The sequence below is a fragment of the Terriglobus albidus genome, from assembly GCF_025685425.1.
In the GTDB taxonomy this organism is placed as follows: Bacteria; Acidobacteriota; Terriglobia; order Terriglobales; family Acidobacteriaceae; genus Terriglobus; species Terriglobus albidus.
The window spans coordinates 175,850-195,453 of sequence record NZ_JAGTAS010000058.1 but is presented as its reverse complement, the minus strand read 5'-3'; the positions used below and the strand labels follow the sequence as shown (position 1 = coordinate 195,453).

At 57.5% G+C, this 19,604-nt stretch carries 16 protein-coding genes; 4 read left to right on the top strand and 12 right to left on the bottom strand.

Annotated elements, in window-relative coordinates:
- Positions 1-3: 3 nt before the first annotated feature.
- The 4 genes from OHL21_RS20080 to rfbH are packed head-to-tail and all read right to left on the bottom strand — an operon-like array spanning position 4 to position 5,271.
- A complete protein-coding gene (locus tag OHL21_RS20080; RefSeq protein WP_263419084.1) occupies positions 4-1,803 on the bottom strand; it encodes a thiamine pyrophosphate-binding protein in 1,800 nt (599 codons plus the stop codon).
- Positions 1,800-2,387: a hypothetical protein gene (locus OHL21_RS20075; protein ID WP_263419083.1), complete on the bottom strand. Its 588-nt coding sequence runs from the start codon at positions 2,385-2,387 to the stop codon at positions 1,800-1,802. Before OHL21_RS20075 ends, OHL21_RS20080 begins: the two co-directional genes overlap by 4 nt.
- The gene (locus OHL21_RS20070) at positions 2,388-3,890 is read right to left on the bottom strand and encodes an N-acetylneuraminate synthase family protein (protein ID WP_263419082.1); all 1,503 of its coding nucleotides are present in this window, start codon (positions 3,888-3,890) and stop codon (positions 2,388-2,390) included.
- On the bottom strand, positions 3,880-5,271 hold the full coding sequence (rfbH, locus tag OHL21_RS20065; protein WP_263419081.1) for a lipopolysaccharide biosynthesis protein RfbH: 1,392 nt from the start codon (positions 5,269-5,271) through the stop codon (positions 3,880-3,882). Before rfbH ends, OHL21_RS20070 begins: the two co-directional genes overlap by 11 nt.
- Positions 5,272-5,391: 120 nt before the next feature.
- Here rfbH and rfbF point away from each other — a divergent pair, with 120 nt between their 5' ends.
- From rfbF to OHL21_RS20045, 4 genes are all read left to right on the top strand, one after another.
- Positions 5,392-6,162, top strand: a complete 771-nt coding sequence (rfbF, locus tag OHL21_RS20060; RefSeq protein WP_263419080.1) for a glucose-1-phosphate cytidylyltransferase — start codon at positions 5,392-5,394, stop codon at positions 6,160-6,162.
- A gap of 13 nt (positions 6,163-6,175) precedes the next feature.
- Complete coding sequence (gene rfbG, locus OHL21_RS20055; protein ID WP_263419079.1) at positions 6,176-7,264, top strand: CDP-glucose 4,6-dehydratase; 1,089 nt, start codon at positions 6,176-6,178, stop codon at positions 7,262-7,264.
- Between the two features lie 265 nt (positions 7,265-7,529).
- On the top strand, positions 7,530-7,901 hold the full coding sequence (locus OHL21_RS20050; RefSeq protein WP_263419078.1) for a hypothetical protein: 372 nt from the start codon (positions 7,530-7,532) through the stop codon (positions 7,899-7,901).
- Between the two features lie 87 nt (positions 7,902-7,988).
- A complete protein-coding gene (locus tag OHL21_RS20045) occupies positions 7,989-8,993 on the top strand; it encodes a glycosyltransferase family 2 protein (protein WP_263419077.1) in 1,005 nt (334 codons plus the stop codon).
- A gap of 1 nt (position 8,994) precedes the next feature.
- On the opposite strand, the gene OHL21_RS20040 is transcribed toward OHL21_RS20045, so the two are convergent.
- The 8 genes from OHL21_RS20040 to OHL21_RS20005 all read right to left on the bottom strand — a co-directional run bounded on the left by OHL21_RS20040 (position 8,995) and on the right by OHL21_RS20005 (position 19,545).
- Positions 8,995-10,128: a glycosyl hydrolase gene (locus tag OHL21_RS20040; protein ID WP_263419076.1), complete on the bottom strand. Its 1,134-nt coding sequence runs from the start codon at positions 10,126-10,128 to the stop codon at positions 8,995-8,997.
- On the bottom strand, positions 10,125-11,102 hold the full coding sequence (locus OHL21_RS20035; protein WP_263419075.1) for a glycosyltransferase family 2 protein: 978 nt from the start codon (positions 11,100-11,102) through the stop codon (positions 10,125-10,127). Before OHL21_RS20035 ends, OHL21_RS20040 begins: the two co-directional genes overlap by 4 nt.
- Positions 11,095-12,552: an O-antigen ligase family protein gene (locus OHL21_RS20030; protein ID WP_263419074.1), complete on the bottom strand. Its 1,458-nt coding sequence runs from the start codon at positions 12,550-12,552 to the stop codon at positions 11,095-11,097. The genes OHL21_RS20035 and OHL21_RS20030 overlap by 8 nt, the downstream gene beginning before the upstream one ends.
- Entirely contained in the window at positions 12,549-13,787 is a 1,239-nt protein-coding gene (locus OHL21_RS20025) for an ATP-binding protein (protein ID WP_263419073.1), read from the bottom strand. The genes OHL21_RS20030 and OHL21_RS20025 overlap by 4 nt, the downstream gene beginning before the upstream one ends.
- Positions 13,788-13,805: 18 nt before the next feature.
- The gene (locus OHL21_RS20020; protein ID WP_263419072.1) at positions 13,806-15,155 is read right to left on the bottom strand and encodes a lipopolysaccharide biosynthesis protein; all 1,350 of its coding nucleotides are present in this window, start codon (positions 15,153-15,155) and stop codon (positions 13,806-13,808) included.
- Positions 15,156-15,177: 22 nt separating this feature from the next.
- Positions 15,178-16,455 (bottom strand): glycosyltransferase family 4 protein, encoded by a 1,278-nt coding sequence (locus tag OHL21_RS20015; protein WP_263419071.1) that lies wholly within the window; start codon positions 16,453-16,455, stop codon positions 15,178-15,180.
- 40 nt (positions 16,456-16,495) lie between these two features.
- A complete protein-coding gene (locus tag OHL21_RS20010; protein ID WP_263419070.1) occupies positions 16,496-17,230 on the bottom strand; it encodes a polysaccharide biosynthesis/export family protein in 735 nt (244 codons plus the stop codon).
- A 161-nt stretch (positions 17,231-17,391) separates the two neighbouring features.
- Entirely contained in the window at positions 17,392-19,545 is a 2,154-nt protein-coding gene (locus tag OHL21_RS20005; protein ID WP_263419069.1) for an exopolysaccharide transport family protein, read from the bottom strand.
- Between the last annotated feature and the right edge of the window lie 59 nt (positions 19,546-19,604).

Sequence of the window (19,604 nt, the reverse complement as noted above, 5' to 3'; positions counted from 1 at the left end):
TGATCACACCTCCACGGGGGCAACAATCATCTCCGCACGGAAGACCTCGCGAGGAAGACGCGGCTCCATATCTTCCATCGGAAGACTTACAATGGTCCCATCAGCGCGCGTCGCGGACGTGGCGCGAGGCTGCACCACCTGCTCCGAAGAGACGGTGACTGCGCAGACGAGCGGTCCCGGGCGATCCAGCATTGCCTGTATCTTTTCGCGAATCCCCTCATGATCTGCAATCTCGTCAGTTGCAATGCCATAGGCCTGCGCCACGTTGCGGACATCGGGAAGCGTGAGATGGCTTTCCGGATCGCTGCCGACCATCCGTCCCTGAAAGTGCCGCGTCTGCATCCCCATGATGGAAGCATAGGTGCCGTTACAGAGAACGAAGAACTTGATCGGAAGATTCAGGCGCCGTACCGTCTCAAGTTCCTGGATATTCAACTGGAATCCGCCGTCTCCATTGATAACGATTGTTCGCCGTCCTCCTGATGCAAGGCAGGATCCGATTGAACCCGGTAGACCGGTTCCCATCGCTCCAAGCGTCGGTGAGTTTACGACACGTTGTCCTTTTTTAAGTCGGAAGCTCTGCAGGAAGACATCGCTGCATGCTCCCGAGCTACCGGGAGCAAGAACATCGTCCGGTGTACAAAGGTCAGAAAGTACATCCACAAGGACGTAGAGATCCACGACGTCTTTTGCCTGCCAATATTCCGGCAGGATATCGGGATACTTCTCTCGCCAGTCTTTGGTCTTTGCCATCCATGAAGAAGTATCTGGAAGCTGCACGGCCTTCAACTGAGAGAGCAGCTCGCGGAGGAACTGTGCAGCGTCCGCCGCGACTGGCACGTCGATGGGCATGTTGAGTTTTGCAAGCTCTGCGGGATCGATGTCGACGATAACCTTTTTGGCGGCGCGAGCGAACTTCTCATGGCTGAACGCCACCTGCGGACGATCCAACCGTGCGCCGAGCACCAGAATGAAATCCGCATTCTGCTGGGTAAAGTTTGACCACCGTGAAGCTACGGAACCAGGCCTGCCGGCAAACTGAGCGGCGTCGTCAGGGAGCATATCCATTGCCTTCCAGGTCAAAAGCACCGGAATATTCAAGCGATCGATGAGCTCTGTCACCAGGCCGTCGTTATAGGCCTGACGCGCACCATTACCGAGAAAGAGTACGGGGCGTTCTGCCTGTCGCAACAGCGAGATTGCATCGGAGACCTGCTGTTTCAGCAAATTATCTGCTGCCGAAGTTGATTCTGGAAGATAGGCCCGCAGAGAACTCTCATCTACCATCTGCGCCTGCACATCGAGTGGGATATCGAGCCATACCGGTCCGCGTCTTCCGGTCCTTGCCTCATGCACCGCTCGCTCCAGCTCGTAGCGGATGTCATTTGGCTCAACAATCGTCTTTGCGTACTTCGTGAGCGGTTTCACGACGGAGATAATGTCCAGCTCCTGAGGGCCCAGCGATCGCACCCCGTACTGTGTCAGCAGGTCCGCGCGCTTAACCTGGCCGGAGAGAAAGATGCAGGGGGTTGAGTCTAGCCATGCAGCAGCCAGACCGGTGATTGCATTCGTACCGCCCGGGCCAGTGGTCACCAGCGCGGCCGACAGGGTTCCGGTGTACTCCGCATGAGCCTGCGCGGCGAAGGCGACGCCCTGTTCATGCAGGCAGCAGACGTATTCGAGTCCAGCCTGCCGCCCTACCGAATCCACCAGATGCATGCAACCGCCGCCCGTCAGCATGAAGATGCGGTGGACACCACGGTCCACGAGGAACTGCATAATGTAGTCGGAAAGCTTGATCATCGATTCTCCGGCATCGTTGCAAGCTGGTGAAGCAGCGCTTGCATGGTAAGTTCGCTGTTGTTCCACGGCTGCGCCGGCTGTAAGACACGCATCCCCAGCCCGGCGGCCTGGCTAATGTTTTCGGAAGAATCGTCGATCAGGACATCTCCGCTGCGCAACCAGCGCAGGTATTCGCCCTTCGTAAGGTCATATAGCGGTGTATCGGCATCATGCCGGCTTGGCACCACACCGAATGTGCGGATCCATAGACCGAAATACTTAAAAACCCAGGAAGCCACATCAGGAGCAGTAGCCAGCGGTCGTGCCGTTAGCGCGACGTGGCGGAAGCGAGCCCCATACTGGAAGAACCACGCAACCACCTCCGGGTTCGGCTCCATCTCTTTAGCCCTGTTTGTCCGCCGGAAGAGATCCATGGATGTCAGGTACTCCTCGCGGGAGACGCCAAGCGCCGCATGCGGTGGGTTGCAACTCAGGTCTTCGAAGCGAAGCCGGCATTCCGGATGATCCGGCATCCACTGGCAATGAAACCACTGGTGCATCAGATCATTCAGAACATCGTCAACATCCCATACGAGAGTCAGCATCTATTCAAGCCAGTAGGTGACAAACGTCTTGCGATTCTTGTTGGCGAGAATGCTCTCGTCGGTGTAGAACGAGTCGTCGCTGGTGTAGCTGCTGGATACCTCTTCAATGACCGCTCCGTTCTTTGTCCAGAACGAGTGCCGGATCCCGTGGGGAATAGTGATCACATCATTCGCTTTATGAACGGTCTCCTTGCCATCCAGTTGAACTGAAACATCTCCATAGAGGATGTGGTAGGTCTCGTTCTTCTGGTTATGCCACTGCTCCGGATGCTTCTGCTTCGGCAGGACGACCATCAGCCGTTTGCAGTAGTCACGATTGATGACGGTGACAGCCGTCAAACCAAACTCGCGAAACCGCTCCAGGCCGTAGTGGTGAGAGATCTCCAGTTCACACCGTCCAGGCACTTGTACACGGCTTTTTTTCAGCAGACCCCGGACCGCTGAAACGATCTGGTACACCTGTTCGCGGGTGTACCGGGTAGAGACTTTATCGCGCATGATCGGGCCGTTTGCAGGAATATCCTCGCCGGCGGTGAACTCCGTGTACTTGGAGAAGTCCTGGGCTACCAACTGTCCACCAAGGTTCGGCATGGCGAAAAAGACATTCGAGGGACGAATAATTTCCCCCGCACGCACCGGCTGGCGAACAAACGCTCCACGATGGAGATTGCCGAGGGCAACCTGCTCTTCCGGCGGAGCGGGATAGCGATGCTCCGGATCTCCGATCATCGTCAAGGCATCGGCCGCGGACTGCAGCCATTTGCGCACCTGCTCGGGCGTAGCGCTATAGGTGTTGATCGAGTACTTCTCCGTCGGTACACCGACGTGTTTCTCGAATGCGACCGATCCCATGGCGAGGGCAATCTTCACCGCTTCATAGTTATCTGGACGCTCATGGGTCGAGTAGCCGACGGGGATCTCAGGGTAACGATTGCGCAGCAGGAGAATCTGACCGAGGTGCAGGTGATCATCGGGTGCGGGATACTCGCCGACGCAATGCATGAGCGTGAGCTCTTTATCGCGGTGGCGGATAAAGCTTACAACCCGGTCTACTTCTTCCAGCGGCTCGCCGGCGGTGGAAGCGACGATGGGCAGATCGTACTGCACAATCTTTTCCAGCAACGGCCAGTCCGTGACATAGCAGCTCGGGATCTTCATGAAATCGAAGCCATGTTCGACGATCTTCTCGACCGCGACTTCGTCCCATGGTGTGCACATCGAAAGAAATCCGGCATCTGTGATCGCCTGCTTGATGGTCAGATACTGATCCCATGTCAGCGACGTCTCCGAGAAGCGCTTAACTGGTTTCAGATCGCACTTGCCGCGATAATCCGGGTGCAGCCAGGTATCGGCATCGCGATACTGCAGCTTGACGCAGAAGCGGAATGGAAATCCTTCCGATGCGGTTTTAAGCTCGCGCACGATGCGGACTCCGTGCTCCACGTCACCCATATGGTTGTTCGCCATCTCATAGATGAACAGCGGCGGGCGATCAGCGGTCATTACGATTCACTCCTGCTGGGTTCAAAACCTGTACCAGGTCAGAATCAGATAGCATATCGCCCCGTTTCGCTTCGGCGACGAACTCTTTTATAGAGGTGACTACATAAGCAAGCATCTCTCTGCTCAGGCCGGGGAAGACACCGATCCAGAAGACACGATTCATGGCAAAGTCAGTATTGGGCAGGTTCCCCACGACCCGATGCGGCTTGTCTTCATACGCGGGCTGCTTCAACAGATTGCCGCCAAATAACAATCGGGTTCCGATCTTTCGCTGTTCGAGCGCTCGAGTCAGATCATCGCGGCGAAAGGGAGCATTTTCGCGGACACCGATAGGGAATCCGAACCACGACGGGTCAGCTCCCGGCGTAGCCTCTGGCAGCACAAGCACGTCGCTCAGTGGTTTTAGAGACTCGTGGAGATAGCGGAAGTTCTCTTTCCTGCGGCCGATAAATCCGGGCAGCTTTTCCAGTTGCGACACCCCAATCGCTGCCTGCATATCGGTTGCCTTCAGGTTATAGCCAACATGCGAGTAGATGTATTTGTGGTCGTATCCGCAGGGCAGTTCGCCCAGTTGCCATTCGAAGCGCTTTCCGCAGGTGTTATCTTTGCCCGGATCGCACCAGCAATCCCGTCCCCAGTCACGGAAAGATTCGATCAGTACTTTAAGACTCGGGCTGTCTGTGAGTACGGCTCCGCCTTCGCCGGTGGTGATGTGGTGCGCGGGATAGAAGCTTAGTGTCGCAATATCTCCAAAGCTGCCCACGCGCCGGCCCTTCCAGGTTGACCCGAGAGCATCGCAGCAATCCTCGATCAGCCAGAGATTGTGTTTCACGGCAAAGGCTTTCACTGCGTCCAGGTCGAAGACATTTCCCAGCGTATGGGCAAGCATGATGGCGCGGGTCTTGTCGCTGCGGGCCGCTTCGAACTGGTTGACATCGACTTCATAGGTTGGGAGTGTTACATCGACGAAGACCGGGACCAAGCCGTGCTGCAACATTGGATTGACCGTCGTTGGAAATCCCGCAGCGACAGTAATGACCTCGTCACCTGGCTTGAGCTGTCGCTCCCCTAACTTTGGAGAAGTAAGGGCAGCAATGGCCAGCAGGTTGGCGGAAGATCCGGAGTTCACAAGCGAGGCGCTTCGTATGCCAACAAATCTCGCCAGTTTGCGTTCGAACTCCGCGGCAAAGCGCCCGGTTGTGAACCAGCAATCCAATACCGAATCGACGGCGGTCTGTACATCGCTCCCGTCGACGACCTTACCTGAGACCGGCACAGAGATCTCACCCGGCCGGAACTCCCGGTCAGGGAATGCCTCCTGAATGTACTCGGCAGAAAGTGAAAGGATCTGTTCCCTGATCTGCGCTGCTCTGTTGGTCATCGAGTTTCCATTTGGGTCTTTAGCAACAAAATCTTTGCTGGTTAGTGTACGCTTGGGCCACATTCTGGCTCAAGATTAGAGGAAACGAGAAAGCAAGCCGATAAAGAAGTAACCATGTCGATGAAAGCAGTCATCCTAGCCGGCGGTTTGGGAACCCGTATTAGTGAAGAAACCGGCATCCGCCCTAAACCGATGGTCGAAATTGGCGGCAAGCCGATTCTGTGGCACATCCTCAAAATTTATTCACAACATCAAATCAACGATTTCATCATCTGCTGTGGATACAAGGGCTATCTGATCAAGGAGTACTTCGCGAATTACTTCATGCACACTTCCGATGTCACCTTCCACATGCAGGAAAACCGCATGGAAGTCCATCAGAGCGTTGCCGAACCGTGGAAAGTCACCCTAGTGAATACGGGGGAGAATACCGGTACCGGCGGCCGACTCCGCAGAGTAGCGGAATACCTCAAGGGTGAAAAAGAGTTCTGCTTGACATATGGCGATGGTGTTGCCGACATCGATATCACGTCCACCGTCGACTTTCACCGCAAGCATGGCAAGCTTGCCACGGTAACGGCCATCTTGCCTCCAGCCCGTTTCGGCAGCCTGAATGTTGAAGGCACAAGTGTCTCGGAGTTCCAGGAAAAGCCCCAGGGGCAAGGCGGCTGGATCAATGGTGGTTTCTTTGTTTTGTCTCCAAAGGTAATCGACGAGATTCACGACGACTATTGGATGTTTGAACAGGAGCCCGTACGCCGCCTGACGGAAAAGCAGCAGGTCGAGGCTTATTTTCATCATGGTTTCTGGCAGGCCATGGACACCTTGCGGGACAAGCACAGGCTAGAAGATCTATGGGCAACCGGGGCGGCTCCTTGGAAAGTCTGGTGAAGGGGAAGGTCTGGTGAGGGAAAGTCTGGGAAACTTCTGGTCAGGCCGCCGGGTATTCCTGACAGGACACACCGGGTTCAAAGGGAGTTGGCTGGCGCTTTGGCTCGCACGGTTGGGTGCCCATGTGCGCGGCTTCTCTCTCGATCCCGATACCGAACCCAATCTGTTCACTGTGGCTCGTGTGCAGGATTTCGTCGAACATGGTGTGGGAGACATCCGGGACTTCCCCATGCTTCGATCGGCGCTCCTCGAATATGAGCCGGAGATCGTCTTCCACCTGGCAGCTCAGTCTCTTGTGCGGCGGTCCTACCGCGATCCCCTTGGAACATACGGCACCAATGTAATGGGCACGGCGAATCTGCTTGAGGCGGCCCGTCAATGTTCCAGTGTGCGCGCGATGCTCTGTATTACCAGCGATAAGAGCTACCGCAATGATGAAACTGGTAAGCCCTATCTTGAGACAGACCCACTTGGCGGCCACGATCCCTACTCCTCCAGTAAGGCCTGTGCTGAGCTTGTGACCGCAGCCTATCGGGCATCGTATTTCGCCGTGGCGCCCTCCAGTGCAGCCGGTGTGGCTACGGCCAGGGCAGGCAATGTCATTGGAGGTGGTGACTGGTCCCAGGATCGCCTCATCCCGGATGTTGCCCGCGCGATCAGCGCCGGAGAACCGGTGCACATCCGTAATCCAAAGGCGATTCGACCGTGGCAGCACGTTCTTGAACCACTCTATGGATACATGCTGCTTACCGAACGGCTGGTATCGTCTCCGCGAGAGTTCTCCGATGCTTTTAACTTCGGGCCCGAGTTCGAAGATACATGGCCGGTGGAACAGATCGTCGGCTCAATGATCGCATTGTGCGACAACTCCATCTCCTGCCACATCGACGCGACCCAGATCGACGCGATGCCGAGTGAACATGAGTCTGGAGTATTACGAGTCGACGCAGACAAGGCCCGCCGCCTGCTTGACTGGCAACCCCGTCTTCGTATCGCTGAAGCACTTGAGTGGACAGCTCTCTGGTACCAGCAGCAGAGGCGAGGCATGGACATGCAGGCTCAGACATTGGGTCAAATCGCAGCCTATGAAGATCGCCTCTAATTGTCTCTAATGTCGCGTTCCGTACGTTCATCGTAATATGACCTGACCCGCCTTAGTACGGTAGCGGACAGAGGGCGGTCAAGCGGTTTATCCTTCGCCCATTAATCCGGCAATGCAGTATGCTTTGAAGCAAGGCGAAAAATAGGTCCGCTTTTGGTGACACTGCTCTGCGGTCCCTTTCCCTCTGAATCCTGCACGCCCTGTTTTATTACTGCCTGTATTGCTTTAACTTCTCCGTCCTTCTGGCGGATCTCCCGAGGTTGCGATGCAGTCTACACATAACGATTTTCTGGTCCTGTCGATTGGCGACGATGCCGGCCTTCTGCATAACAGGGCAGAGGTTCTGATGCGTGCCGGTTATAACGTGCTTTCGTTGCCGAGCTCCGTTTGGCTGGACGAAGCCTTGTATCCCGGGTATGGAACCGCGATTCTTTGCCATACAGTGCCGCCCGCCCGTCAGATTTTGATGGGCAGCGCTCTGGCAAGAGCCGGTGTGCCGATCGTGTGTCTGACTGATAAATTGAGTGCAACCGCGCTTGGCGCGATCTATTCGGAAGATTTCACAAGCCTGTTTCACTTCCTGGAACAGGCAGCGGCTCGCTTCGAGACGAAGACGTTCGGCAGTGCTGCCGCCTAATCTTCAATTGGGCAACTCTGTGGTTTCGGAGCGAGGGAAGTCTTCTGCTTCCGCGAATTGAGCGCTTGTCTCAGATAGACTGCGTATGTGGTACCTCGTCCCTCCGATCCAGAGCCCGAGATCAGCGTCGTCATGACGACGTGCAGCCGTGCGCATCTCCTGCCGGGAGTTTTGGATGCGCTCCTCGGGCAATCGCTTCTCGCGAGTGTTCCGGTTGAGATGGTGATTGTCGACGATCAATCAACCGACAACACGCCTGAGGTGTTGGCGAAATATCAGGTTGAGGCGGCGATTTCTGTCCGCATCCTGCGGGGAGCCAAACAAGGGGTTGCTGCTGCCCGGAATCTGGCCGCACAACACGCGCGTGGTCGTTGGCTCGCGAGCTTTGACGATGACGAGATCGCGCCGCCTCACTGGCTGCAGACTCTCTATCGTGTCGCCCAGCAGAATCATGCTGTATGTGTGGGAGGAGCGACCGCGCTCTCACTCCCTGACGGGTGGTCTTTCAGTGAGGTAGGCCCGCGCGCCCGGCGGCTGCTCGGCGAGATTCTATTCTCGGAAGAGCGGAGTATGCAGTTTCACGAGCTTCCCTCGACCAACAATGTGCTTATCCGTCGGGATGTCTTCGAATCACTGGGCGGGTTCGATCTCAACTTTACCGAGGGTGGAGAAGACACCGATCTTTTCCAACGAATGCACCAGGCAGGGCACCGTATGTGGCTGGCTCCCGAGGCGAAGGTGCTGCACCTGATTCCGCCGCGCAGGCTTGATCCGCATTTCTTGAGCCAGTCAGCCATGCGCACCGGCGCGATCGAAGCCCGGCTCGCCGGGGCGAGGAAGAGTCCTACCAGGCTCCTATATAACCTGACCGGACGTTTACTTCTCGCGGTCGCGCGGGATATTCCTCAATGGGCGGCAGGGCATCTCACACGACAACCGGCAAAGGTGTTGGATGCTCGACTGAGTCTCGCGGTCACAGCCGGCTTGTATCGGGGATTGACCGCGGCACGCGGCGGTTCGTCACAGTTTCTCAATCGAATGGACTTCCGCAGTCGGCATGGAGAACGTCCCGATACGGCGCCACGTCAGTAAACTATTTGCCGTCAAGACGCAGAACAGTGCGCGTTGTCGTACGGTCCGCTCCACCGGAGAGCCACTGTGTGGCTGATGAGTTGAGGACCTGCGATCGGTAGAACTCGAGCACCGTCGCATCGCTCTCTATCCGCGCATCACCCCAATCTGCCCACTGCGGATAGATACGCCAATCCCAGTCGATGTAGCAGAAAGCCTTGATGCCTTTTGTCCCGCGAAGCAGGCCGAAGTAGGGTGCGAACCATTGATCGATCGCCGCATGTGGGTCATGCACGGAGGCGCCTCGCAACGTTGATTCCGCGATCATGACGGGAAAGCCATGCTTGTCTGCCTCGGCAAGAAATTCACGTGTCGCCGCAGAGGATAGAGTTGGCGGAGAGAAAAGGTTCACACCCCACCAGTCGACATACGCATCCCCGGGATAAAACTGCTGCCAACGCGCGGCCGCAAATGCTGCCGGAGCGCCTGCCCGCTGCTGATCGAGTTCGGCATCCGGAGACCAGTCCCATACCACCGCTGCCTCCTGCGGCATGCAACGATGGATGACGTCTGCGATCCGGCGAAAGGCTGCAACGTAACTTGGTGCAGCGTAGCCGTTCCACGGCCCGTTGAATTCGTACCCGGGACGGACAAAGACTGGACGGGCAAGAGATTGCAGTCCGGAACAGATCTGTTGCAGTGCGGCATCGTCTTTACCCGCCGCGGTCGCGGCTTCATAGTGGTGTGTTCCGCCACCTTCATTGAGCGATATCCCGATCTGAGGAATCAGATAATCCCGCGCTGTGCCGAGGTCCGCTCGAAGGTGTTCAAAGAACTTCGGTAGGTCGTCGTGCAGGTCTACATAGCGCATCATCAGCATCGGCCGTGCCGGCGCCACTGCCTTGGAATAGGCATCGAAACTCTGACGATCGCTCTGGCCTGCCCCATGCAGGACTATATCGCGTGGTTCAAGCCTGCGGCCGTAAAAAGCCCGTTTGACCGGGGGAGCTTTCGCCCAGCTCTGTAATGACGTGGCAGCGCTTACAGAGTTTGCGGTAATGCTCTCGTCCACGGCTCGCAGATGCCAACGATGCCATACCCACATGCCAGCCATGGCCACGCCAAGCAGCAACGCGATACGTGCAATGAGCTTCATGATGCTGTCTGCCCAGCCTGGTGTGAGCTCTCGAGAGACTTCTTCCATAGATGGTGTAGGAGCTGTCCAGGCAGCAGCCAGATGCCGGCCAGGAATGCGAGCTCCAGCCATCCCGGACGGCTCGCCATGACGACTCGGCTTATCTGCTGGAGTGCACCTTTATCCTGGCTACGCTTTGCTTTGAGCGCAACCTTGGTGCTTAAAAACGAGGCGAAGGCGCGGTCGCCAATCCATTTGCGGTATTGCTGCGCCCAAGCCAGGGAATCTTTCCAGTTGGTACGCCTGGATCGGGAGATGCTGTCGACGACGATGTTGTAGACCACCAGCGGTTCCCACGCGAATTTGACGCGAGCGCCGGCGAGATGCCATGCCTCCAGCAGCCATGCCCAGTCTTCATGGTCCGCATGCGTGGTGAAGGGGACTTTCTCGAGCAGGCTGCGGTGCAACAGCAGTGACTGCAACGGAAGAACACCAGGGCGTCTGGTTAAGGATGGCCGCAAAAGGATGTAGTCAGCCACATCTTCCGTTGGACCGATGGGCTGTTCAGGATGAATGTTGTCCTTGCCCTGGGCACGATAGATCGCGCGGCAGGAAATCATTGTCTGGGGTGAGTTGCGATCAGCCAGGGCAAGCTGTTTCTCGATCTTCCCTGGAAGGATCAGGTCGTCATCGTCCAGAAAGGTGAGCCACTCGCCGCGGCTTAGAGCTACACCTTCATTTCTCGCCGCGGCTGGACCACGGTTTGAGGGGAGCTCTGCATAGTGAACACGTGGGTCGATGCCATCGACAGCCGCTCGCGCTGCAGAATCGGGCCCATCGGAAACAACCACAACCTCAATATGAGGGTAGGTCTGCGCCACGGCACTCTCAACTGCTTTTCTCAGATCATCGGGCCGTTTGTACGTTGGGATAATGATGCTTACTAGCCCGGGCTCGTACTGACCAGAGTCGCTGCGCACGGTCGTATCAACCATGAGTGCTCTCCATTGCTGTCTGCGCCTCAACGCGCAGGTTCGGCGGTAACTTCTCCAGCAAGGCAGGTGTAACACCGCCCAGAAGCTGGTCGGATGCAAGCCATCGATCCTGCTCTGTCTCTGAACCTTCAGCAAAGCACATTTTCACGATGCAGGCGTACGCCAGCGTGGTTGGCAGATAGGGATCGATCGGCACGGACTCAGCGAGGCCCTCCAAAGCAAGCCATGTGAGCATTGCAGCCACCATTAAATCGGTCGCCTGCGGGTTCCGGCGGTAACGCTTCCAGGCCAGGGCAATGGCTCCCCAGAGAACGCAGGCATAGAGTAGCGCTCCAACAAGTCCGAGCGACAGGGTCTGGTCCAGATAATTTTCGTGGGCATGGGGCACCGTCCATCCCTGATGCCCCGAGATCAGACTCACGCGGCTTGGAGACCAGAACCCGGCATATCCAAAGCCTTGAAGGGGGCGCATCTTCACATAATCAGACAGCTCTGCCCAGAGCGGCGCGCGATTGGAGAGATTCGATGTGTTCTGGGTATCGGTGCGGCCCATCATGAATGCGGATTGTGCTGCTCCCAGCCCCTTTTGTCCCACGACGTAAACCAGGACAGGAAGCACAACCGCGAGGCACGCCACAGCCAGCATGGCGCGTGCGGGTGCGCTGAGAATCTTCCGTGCCAGTCGCAACATCATGATGCCCGCCATCAACAGGCAGATAATCGTGCTGACGCGTGAACGGGTGAGGTAGAGCAGAACAAATGCGACGAACAGAGCAGGAGCCAGGAATTTACGCCATGGCGGCCTGCGATCGAAGAGCGTAAGTCCAGAGAAGATACAGACCACAAGGCTCATGGCCTGATAATTCGCTTCGGCGACGCCCTGGAAGCGATAGTCCGCATTGCGTGGATCGAAGATATGCTGCATGACCACATCGCCATAAAGGGCCAGAATGGCCACCGTTCCGGTGACAAAGAAGGCCAGGACAGATATCTCAACCAGAGAGAAGCGCCGAGCAAAGGTGTAGATGGCAAGAATATTGATCAGGAAGACGACCAGCCGCTTGAGCGTAAGCGAGGGATCGTCACTCCAGGCAACGCTCATCATTGCCCAGATGACGTACGCCGCGGCGAAGTACCGCAGGTGGCCGGCGAAGCGCCCACGGCGGGGAAGTTCCCGCAGAAGGATAAGGCAGAAGAACGCGATGACAGGCATCGCTAACTGGCGGCTGGCGCTGCCCTGGAAGGCCGCTGACTCCGCTGCTGCCGACTCTGCTGTGGCCCCATGGACGATGAAGGGCAACACATAAGGAACGGAGTACCAGTAACAGATACCAAGCGCGATGCCGCAGACGATCTTGACGAGCATCAACCGCCTGGTGATGTTCGACAGCTCGAGGCGGACTCGTGCCAGCCGGTAGGGTGTGAAGGCCGTAGGACGGGCGATGCTCACGCATCACCCCGCGCAGGAAGCAGAGTAGGGCTCAGTTTCTTTCCACCTGTCTCCAGAGCGAAATCGATGAGAGCGGGCGAGTCCCAGGGAACGTCCATCCATGCATCCTTAACCCATGTGCTTGCGGCGTCTCGCCTCAGCTCCTGTGGGAAAAGCGCAATGAAGGGATTGCGTGTGGCCGCAGGACGGTCTTCTACTTGTTTCCCGAGGACTTCGCGCACATAGGCGGCCACCAGGTCTTTCCCCTCGCCGAACGACAGATGGCTTACCTGCGTCGGGCGGGTATTCATCTCGATCAACAATGGGTTTCCTGTATTCGGCTCACAGATGAAATCGAAGCCGCAGAATCCGTTAATTCCAAGATGAGCGACGATGCGCGCCATGGCGTGGCGGAGCCGCGCATCATCCAGAACGCGAAGCACACTGGATGGTCCGCGCCTCTCCGTGGTTTGCACCACCTCAAACTCAACGCTTGCGAGCAGCCGGCCCTGGTGCGCCATCGCCATACTCGTGGCCTCCCGACCGGCGATCCACTGCTGTGCGCTGACCGCCGACTTCAAGCGGCGCGTCCAGTTACGAAGATGCATCCACTCACCGTCGATCAGGCCACGTTTCAACACGCGCGGGAGGCTGGGAGTGCGATGTAGTTTCTTCCAGAGCTGTTCTGCTTCCTCCATGGAGCGAGCGATACGTACTCCCTGGCCACCCGCGCTTCCATCAGACTTCAGAACCAGCGGAAAACCCAGATGAGTAATCGCGCGCGGCAGGTTTTTCAGTGTCGGTAAAGGCTCTGTCTTTGGCACAGGCACCTGCAACTGACTTGCCTGGTGCAGCAGATCGAACCGCGTCCGTGCCAGTTGCAATGCTGTCGATCCTGCCGTGGTCGATTCAATCAGGTGTCGCAGTCGCAGGCCATACTCGTTGTCTTTTCCGGCCAGCAGTAATGCGTAATGAAGTACGATTTCGTCCGCCAGAATAAGGCTGTCCGGCGCTGCAGTATCCAGAGCACGCTCGAAGCTGCGAAAGGGTCGCATCTGCAAAAAGTGTGTCCACTGCGAGATAGCCCCGGTCAGCCGTGCTGGATGATCTGCCGGAGAAAGCAGGCTGACCTCGCAGCCGAAGTTGCGTAAGGCAAGGGCAAGACGGGCGCCGGAGAGCCACTCGCGAGCCGTAGCGATCAGCACGCGAGGAGGCCTCGTGCCTTTGCCGAACTCATTTGCTCCCGGTGCCGTCACAATCTGCCTGTCCCCATCCTATGCATTTCGACCAAATGATGCCGTTTCTTGCGGGCTCGTGATTTCGCGCCTGTAAAAAATCTGCCTGATGATGACAACCACAATACTGCCGGGCAACATGGCCAAGGCCACCCCCGCAACATTCAATTTGCCAACCAGGGCAACCGCCAGGAGCACCTGCACAACAAATCCGGCCAAATTGGCATAGAAGACAAGACCTGCCTTGTCCAAAGCAGTCAGACCATAGCTCTGGGCCAATGTTGCGGCAACAGCGATGAAGTTAAGAGCAAGAAAGATCAGGATCATCCGGCCATTGTCGGGAAAGGCTTTGAAGATCAGCCGGGCAACCCACGGTCCCAGGGCAACAACGCCCGCGGCGCAGACAGCCGAGCCCAGCAGCAGGGCGCGGTCGTAGCGGGCAATCACCTGCCGCAGACCGGGTTTCCCGTCCTTTGCCAGAGAGCGCGCGACCACCGGGGCCATCGCATTCTGCAGACTATTTAGCGCTACTCGTGGAATGTTGACGACGCTTTCGCAGATGGCATAAGCGCCCACACTAGCCGGCCCCAGGACAGCCCCTAGAAGCCACGGGTTGCATTGAGCGCTGGCCATCGAGATCATGTTGCCGCCCAGCAGCCATCCGCCCAGACGGAGGTCCCGTCGCAGGTCTTCATATACGTCACGCAGACGGATTTCGAAGGTCTTCCATTCGGTCAGAATCCAGTACAGAGAAACTACCCCGGCGCCAAACGAAAGTACCTGTAATGTCTCGGGTACATGCAGCCGGCCGATGCGGTAGAGCATCTCCACACCGGCGATCTGTAGACCGACGGTTGCTACGTCCGTCCAGAAAGCAGCTTTGAAGCGGAGCTCCGCGAAGTACATGCGCCGGGTGAACTCGCGGAACAGAATAGCGATGGACGTCACAGCCAGCGGAACCATGACATTGGCATAGAGATCATAATGATGGCCGGCTGTCCACCAGCCAGCGATCCATAAAAGCAATGCGAATACAAGGCAGGCACAGACCTGCTGCCCGACAATGCTTCCCAGAAAGATGTGCTGCCGTCCCTTCGGTGTTGAAGGTAAGCGGAACATGAAGGGTGCCCAGGAGAAGACGCTGCAGATCTGGATAAAGATATCCATAGCCCGCTGCGTAAGGATGTAGGTGCCAAACTCTGCGCGGCTGCCATGTCTGCTGAGAATGGCAGCGACCACCATGTTGCCGAAGCTGTAGGTCACCTGGTCGGCAAGGGCATAGGTCAGGCGGCCGCCGGCAACCGCAACTCCGCGGCGCCACATGGCGCGCAGCATTCCTGGCGGTGGCAACGGCTCCCCGGGCCCAATGCTCGATGCTGGAAAGCTCATGCGTACGCGCTCTGATCGAGCTTCAACCTTTCTCCATGTTGGTTCGGCCAAGTTCCAGATATGCCTCGTTCACCACGTCCCCGTTGCGTGACCACAGAAATTCACGAGCACGCACCGGGGCAGCCCAACTCATCGCAAGTAGTTTTTCGGCATTCTCAGCCAATTCAATCAGTGCCTGACACCAGTCTTCAATTGCCCTTTTGGGTGAGACGACCGGAAGTCTGACTCCGCAGGTTGCGTCCACCATATCTTCGGCGCCCTGATGGCCAAAGCATAAGACCGGTACACCTGCAGCCAGCGCTTCCAGCACCACGTTGCCGCTGGTGTCCCGCAGACTTGTGAAGCAGAAGAGATCGGCATGGTGCATCGCCGCAACAGCTTCAGGGAAGGGAAGCCGTCCCGCAAAGCTGACGATGTCCTGCAGGCCGAGCGCCCTGGCCTCCGCAGTCCACAACTCCCGCATCGGGCCATCACCAAGCACGGTCAGGCGGAACTCAGCCTGCTTGCGCGCCTTACGGAGGGCACGCAGAAGAACCGGCAGCGCCTTGCGTGTCTGCAGTTCGCCACTCCACAGTAGCTCCAGCGGAGCGGTCTGGTGTCCGCGTCGCTTCTCCTCCAACCGGCGTTCAAACCGGGAATGGTCCGGTTCCGGCACCTCTTTTAGGCCGGTCTCCAACAGCAGGTCGACCTTTCTGCCCCAGGCACGCTCATAATCGCGCTGATTGGTGGAATTAGATGCATAGATCTTTGCTGCATTGCGTGCCGCCAGCCGGACCCGCGAATCGCGATAGAGCGTGTATTTGTTTGCAATTGCCCTCGCAGCTTCCTTGGCTGCTTCCTTCACCGGTAGCAGCGACAAAAAGCTCATCGGATAGTTCTGCGATCCTCCAATGGGACCCCAGAGAAACGGAATACCAAGCTCGTATCCATAGCCGGGTTCACGGAACGTATTCACGGTTGCCTGGTGCACCAGATCGAAGTGTTCCTGTGCGTGCAGGTTCCTTGCCAGCTCGATAGCGAGTTTGTGCCAGTGATGATATGCGCCGTAGTTATACGCAAAGGCTCCATGAGCAGGAGATTCGGCGCGGAGCCTGGCATCCGGTTCAGGGGTATAAAACCGCACCTCCGGAGGGAGGAGACCTTCTTCCTGTGCCCGTTTGAGCGCGGCAAAGTTGTCTTCGCTGGTAAGGACATGCATCTGGGCTACACGTGATCCCTCAAGTAGCCTGCCCCAGCCGACAGCCCACTCCGAGCCGCGGTATGGACTGCACTCATAAGCGATGAGCAGGATTTTCAGCACGCGCGGTCGTCTCCCAAGTGGGAAGCTGTTGCATCCCGGCCTAGAATACCGGACTCGAGCTCAGCGGCTGCAGGTAGATGCCAAGATTCGCCGTCTTGATGTAACGGTTGATCGTCTGCAGATGATCGTGGCCTACCAGAAGCAGATCGTCTGGCTGCAGCACCATGTCGTTTTGCGCGCGCGTTACAGTCTTAAGGCTGCTCAGCTTCAAGATATGGACCTCTGACATCTCAGAGTCGATTCTGCGGAAGAGAACCACGCGTCCCATGGCGGCATCTTCCTTCGGACCACCTGCGGCGAGCACCGCCTGCATAGCCGTAATCGGTCTGCGCAGCTCCTGTCTTCCCGGAGTGATGACCTCGCCGGCGACGAAGATATGAGGACGTTCAAAATCTTTCAGGGTTACCGTGAACTCCGGGTTCACCAGCTTCGAGGTTGACTCCGCAAGGATGAGTGCCCGTACTTCGGGAATGGTCAGCCCCTCGAGCTTCAGATCGCCCGCGGACTTGAACTGGCCGTGGCCGTCCGGTTGAACTGTAACCTCATCATTGAACTCAGGGGTAAACCGGAAGTTCACTACGAGCTGATCTCCGGAGTGAAGGCGGTATGCTCCAGTTCCGGCAGGAGCCTCGGCGTTCTTTCTCGTCAGTCCTGTAGGGGAATCTCCCGCACCCCTGATCTGGGCATGTACAGGCAAAATCATAGGGTGAGTCGCCAGCACGATCGCAGCGGCTGCCGGCAACACACATCTCGTCTTCAGACGATTGCTCGGCATGGAGCATTTTCCCTCTAAGTGTAGTGTTGGGCTTTCGCATTTATGGGAGTTTTCCGCAATGAAAACGCCGCTGCACTCCCCTCCCGGGATACCCAGCAACCGGGAAAATGCTCTAATGTTCACGGCATCAGCCTACCAAAGCTGTATCGCGGAAAGTACCGTCAAATCAGGCGATGTAGCCAGGTAGGTACCGGGTACCGGCGTCGAGTCAGCACATATCCCAGCACTGGTGCGCTGGCTTCTTCGAACATCGCGGCCATGCCATGGATATTCTGTTTGCGGGAATATCCCGCACCCACAATTCCCACGTATCCATCCACCACGCGGTCCAGTTCGCCGCTCAAAGTGGACTCCGCAAGGCTCGGGCAATCGAGCAACACATAGTCGAAATCCAACCGGAGTTGCGCCATCATCGGACGCAGCCTCCAGGAGAAGACCTCCTGCAGGCTGGTGCCGCGCGGGATATGGTTCTTGCTGTCCGGGACTTCAATGGTTGTATCAAGCTCCCAGTAGCCCGCGCGCTTATCCTTCTTCAGCGCAAAACCGGCATCTCCCTTTTCCGCGAACTGGCGCAGCAGTAAAGCGGCATCGATAACAACGACGCGGAACGATGCCTGCCGCGCAGCCTCTTCGGCCAGATGATTCACGACATAGGTCACACCTTCGCCTTGCAGCGGCGAGACAAAAGCGACGCAGCGTCCATAAGACATGGGATCTGCCGACTCATTCTGCCCTGGAGGTGCGTTCTCTGGCGTGGGGGCGCCCAGCAATCCCTTCGTCTGCGCAACGATCTCCTGTTCCCGATGGCGAAGCGCATTGCGGATGGCGAGCAGAATCCGGCGATATGCGATCGCATTTGCCGAAGACGCATTGGCCTGATCGTCTTCCGCGACCGTGGCCATCGTTCGAACTCCGGTCAGGCCGTCCAGTTGGGACGGGAGGTAGACCATCTCGGACGAGGTGTCGACGTAGATTGCCAGCAAGGTCGCCAGCAGGAACCCGAAGACGAGGCCGGCTGCCATATAGAGTTTTGGCCGCGGCCGAATCTGGTTGGACTGGCTGATCGGAGGCTGCACAACGGACACGTCAAACATGCGGGCCTTGTCCAGCTCCTCCGAGACTCGTGCTTCGTCTCTCTTTTGGGCGTAGACATCGAAGTCCCGTTGAGCCTCAGCAACGTCGCGCTTCAGGGCGTCATACTGCGAGGTGGCCATGTTCAGCTCTTCCAGCCTGTGCCGGGCGTCCTGGAGCTGCTCGTTAATCTTTGCCACCTCGGCCGCCCCGGCACTCATCTCTCCTGCCGACGCCGCGAGGGATGCGCTGAGCTGCTGATAAACGGGATTGACGTCGGTAGCCTCTTCGGTGGCGGGGGTGGACCGGGCGCCCGCTTCGGCCTTCTTGACCGTCTCAATCTTCTCCTTGGTCTCAATGACCTGCCGGTCGGTCTCCGGATAGCGCTTCTGCAGCTCCGTGAGATGGTTCTGCAAGTCCACCAATTCCGTACCCAGATGTTCCTGGGAGTACTGGTTGGTGATGGAGCGCTGGATCGTACTTGACCTCGCCGGAGTGAGGACAAGCTGCCGGCGGTTCGTCTCCGCCTTGCTTCGCTGCGCGGCAAGCTGTGTCTCGGCAAGCAGAGATTGGTTGATCAGAGAGGATATCCGCTCGGTCTGCAGCTTCTTCTCTTCGTCCAGATCGGAGATGCCATGTTTTACCTGGAAGTCGGAAAGCAGTTCCTGGTCCACCTGGAGCTGCCGCTGTTTAAAGCGCAACTGTTCATCGAAGAACGACGCGGCGCCGGCGGACAGGCCTGATCCTGCTCTCTCTGTGAAATAGGCGTCGATCACCCGGCGTAACTGGTCCGCGGCCTGTTCGGGGGAGTCGCCTAGCAGCTTCAGCTCAATCAGGTTGGTCTGGTGAACGGCTTCGACGCTGAGGGCCTTCTGCAGTTTCTCCGCCTCGCGGCTCTTCTCTCGACTCACGCTTCCAACGGGTCCGGCCCCAATCGCCCGCAGTGCCACAACGGAGCTTTGCAGCAGTTCCACCTGTGTCGAGATCTGTTCAGTGGGGACCGTGCCGGAGGTAACCAGTCGGTCTGAGGCCGTCGTGGTCAACGGCGAAGACGACCGCACGTTCTGCACCATCAGCTTGGCGTCGGCCTGGTATTTCTTAGGGGTAAGGTAGGTTCCAACTGCCACCAGCAGCATGATGCCGGCGATCGTCAGCCAGAAGAGCCGTTCGTGCCGAAAGATGGCCTCCAGAATAATCTGGCGGATCTTCGGCTGCGAATAGTTCGGCGAAGGCTGAGGCGGCATTTCCTGCAAGAGTGTAACAATTCTTTGCTTGCGGAAACCTCGGCTTTTATACGAGTTGC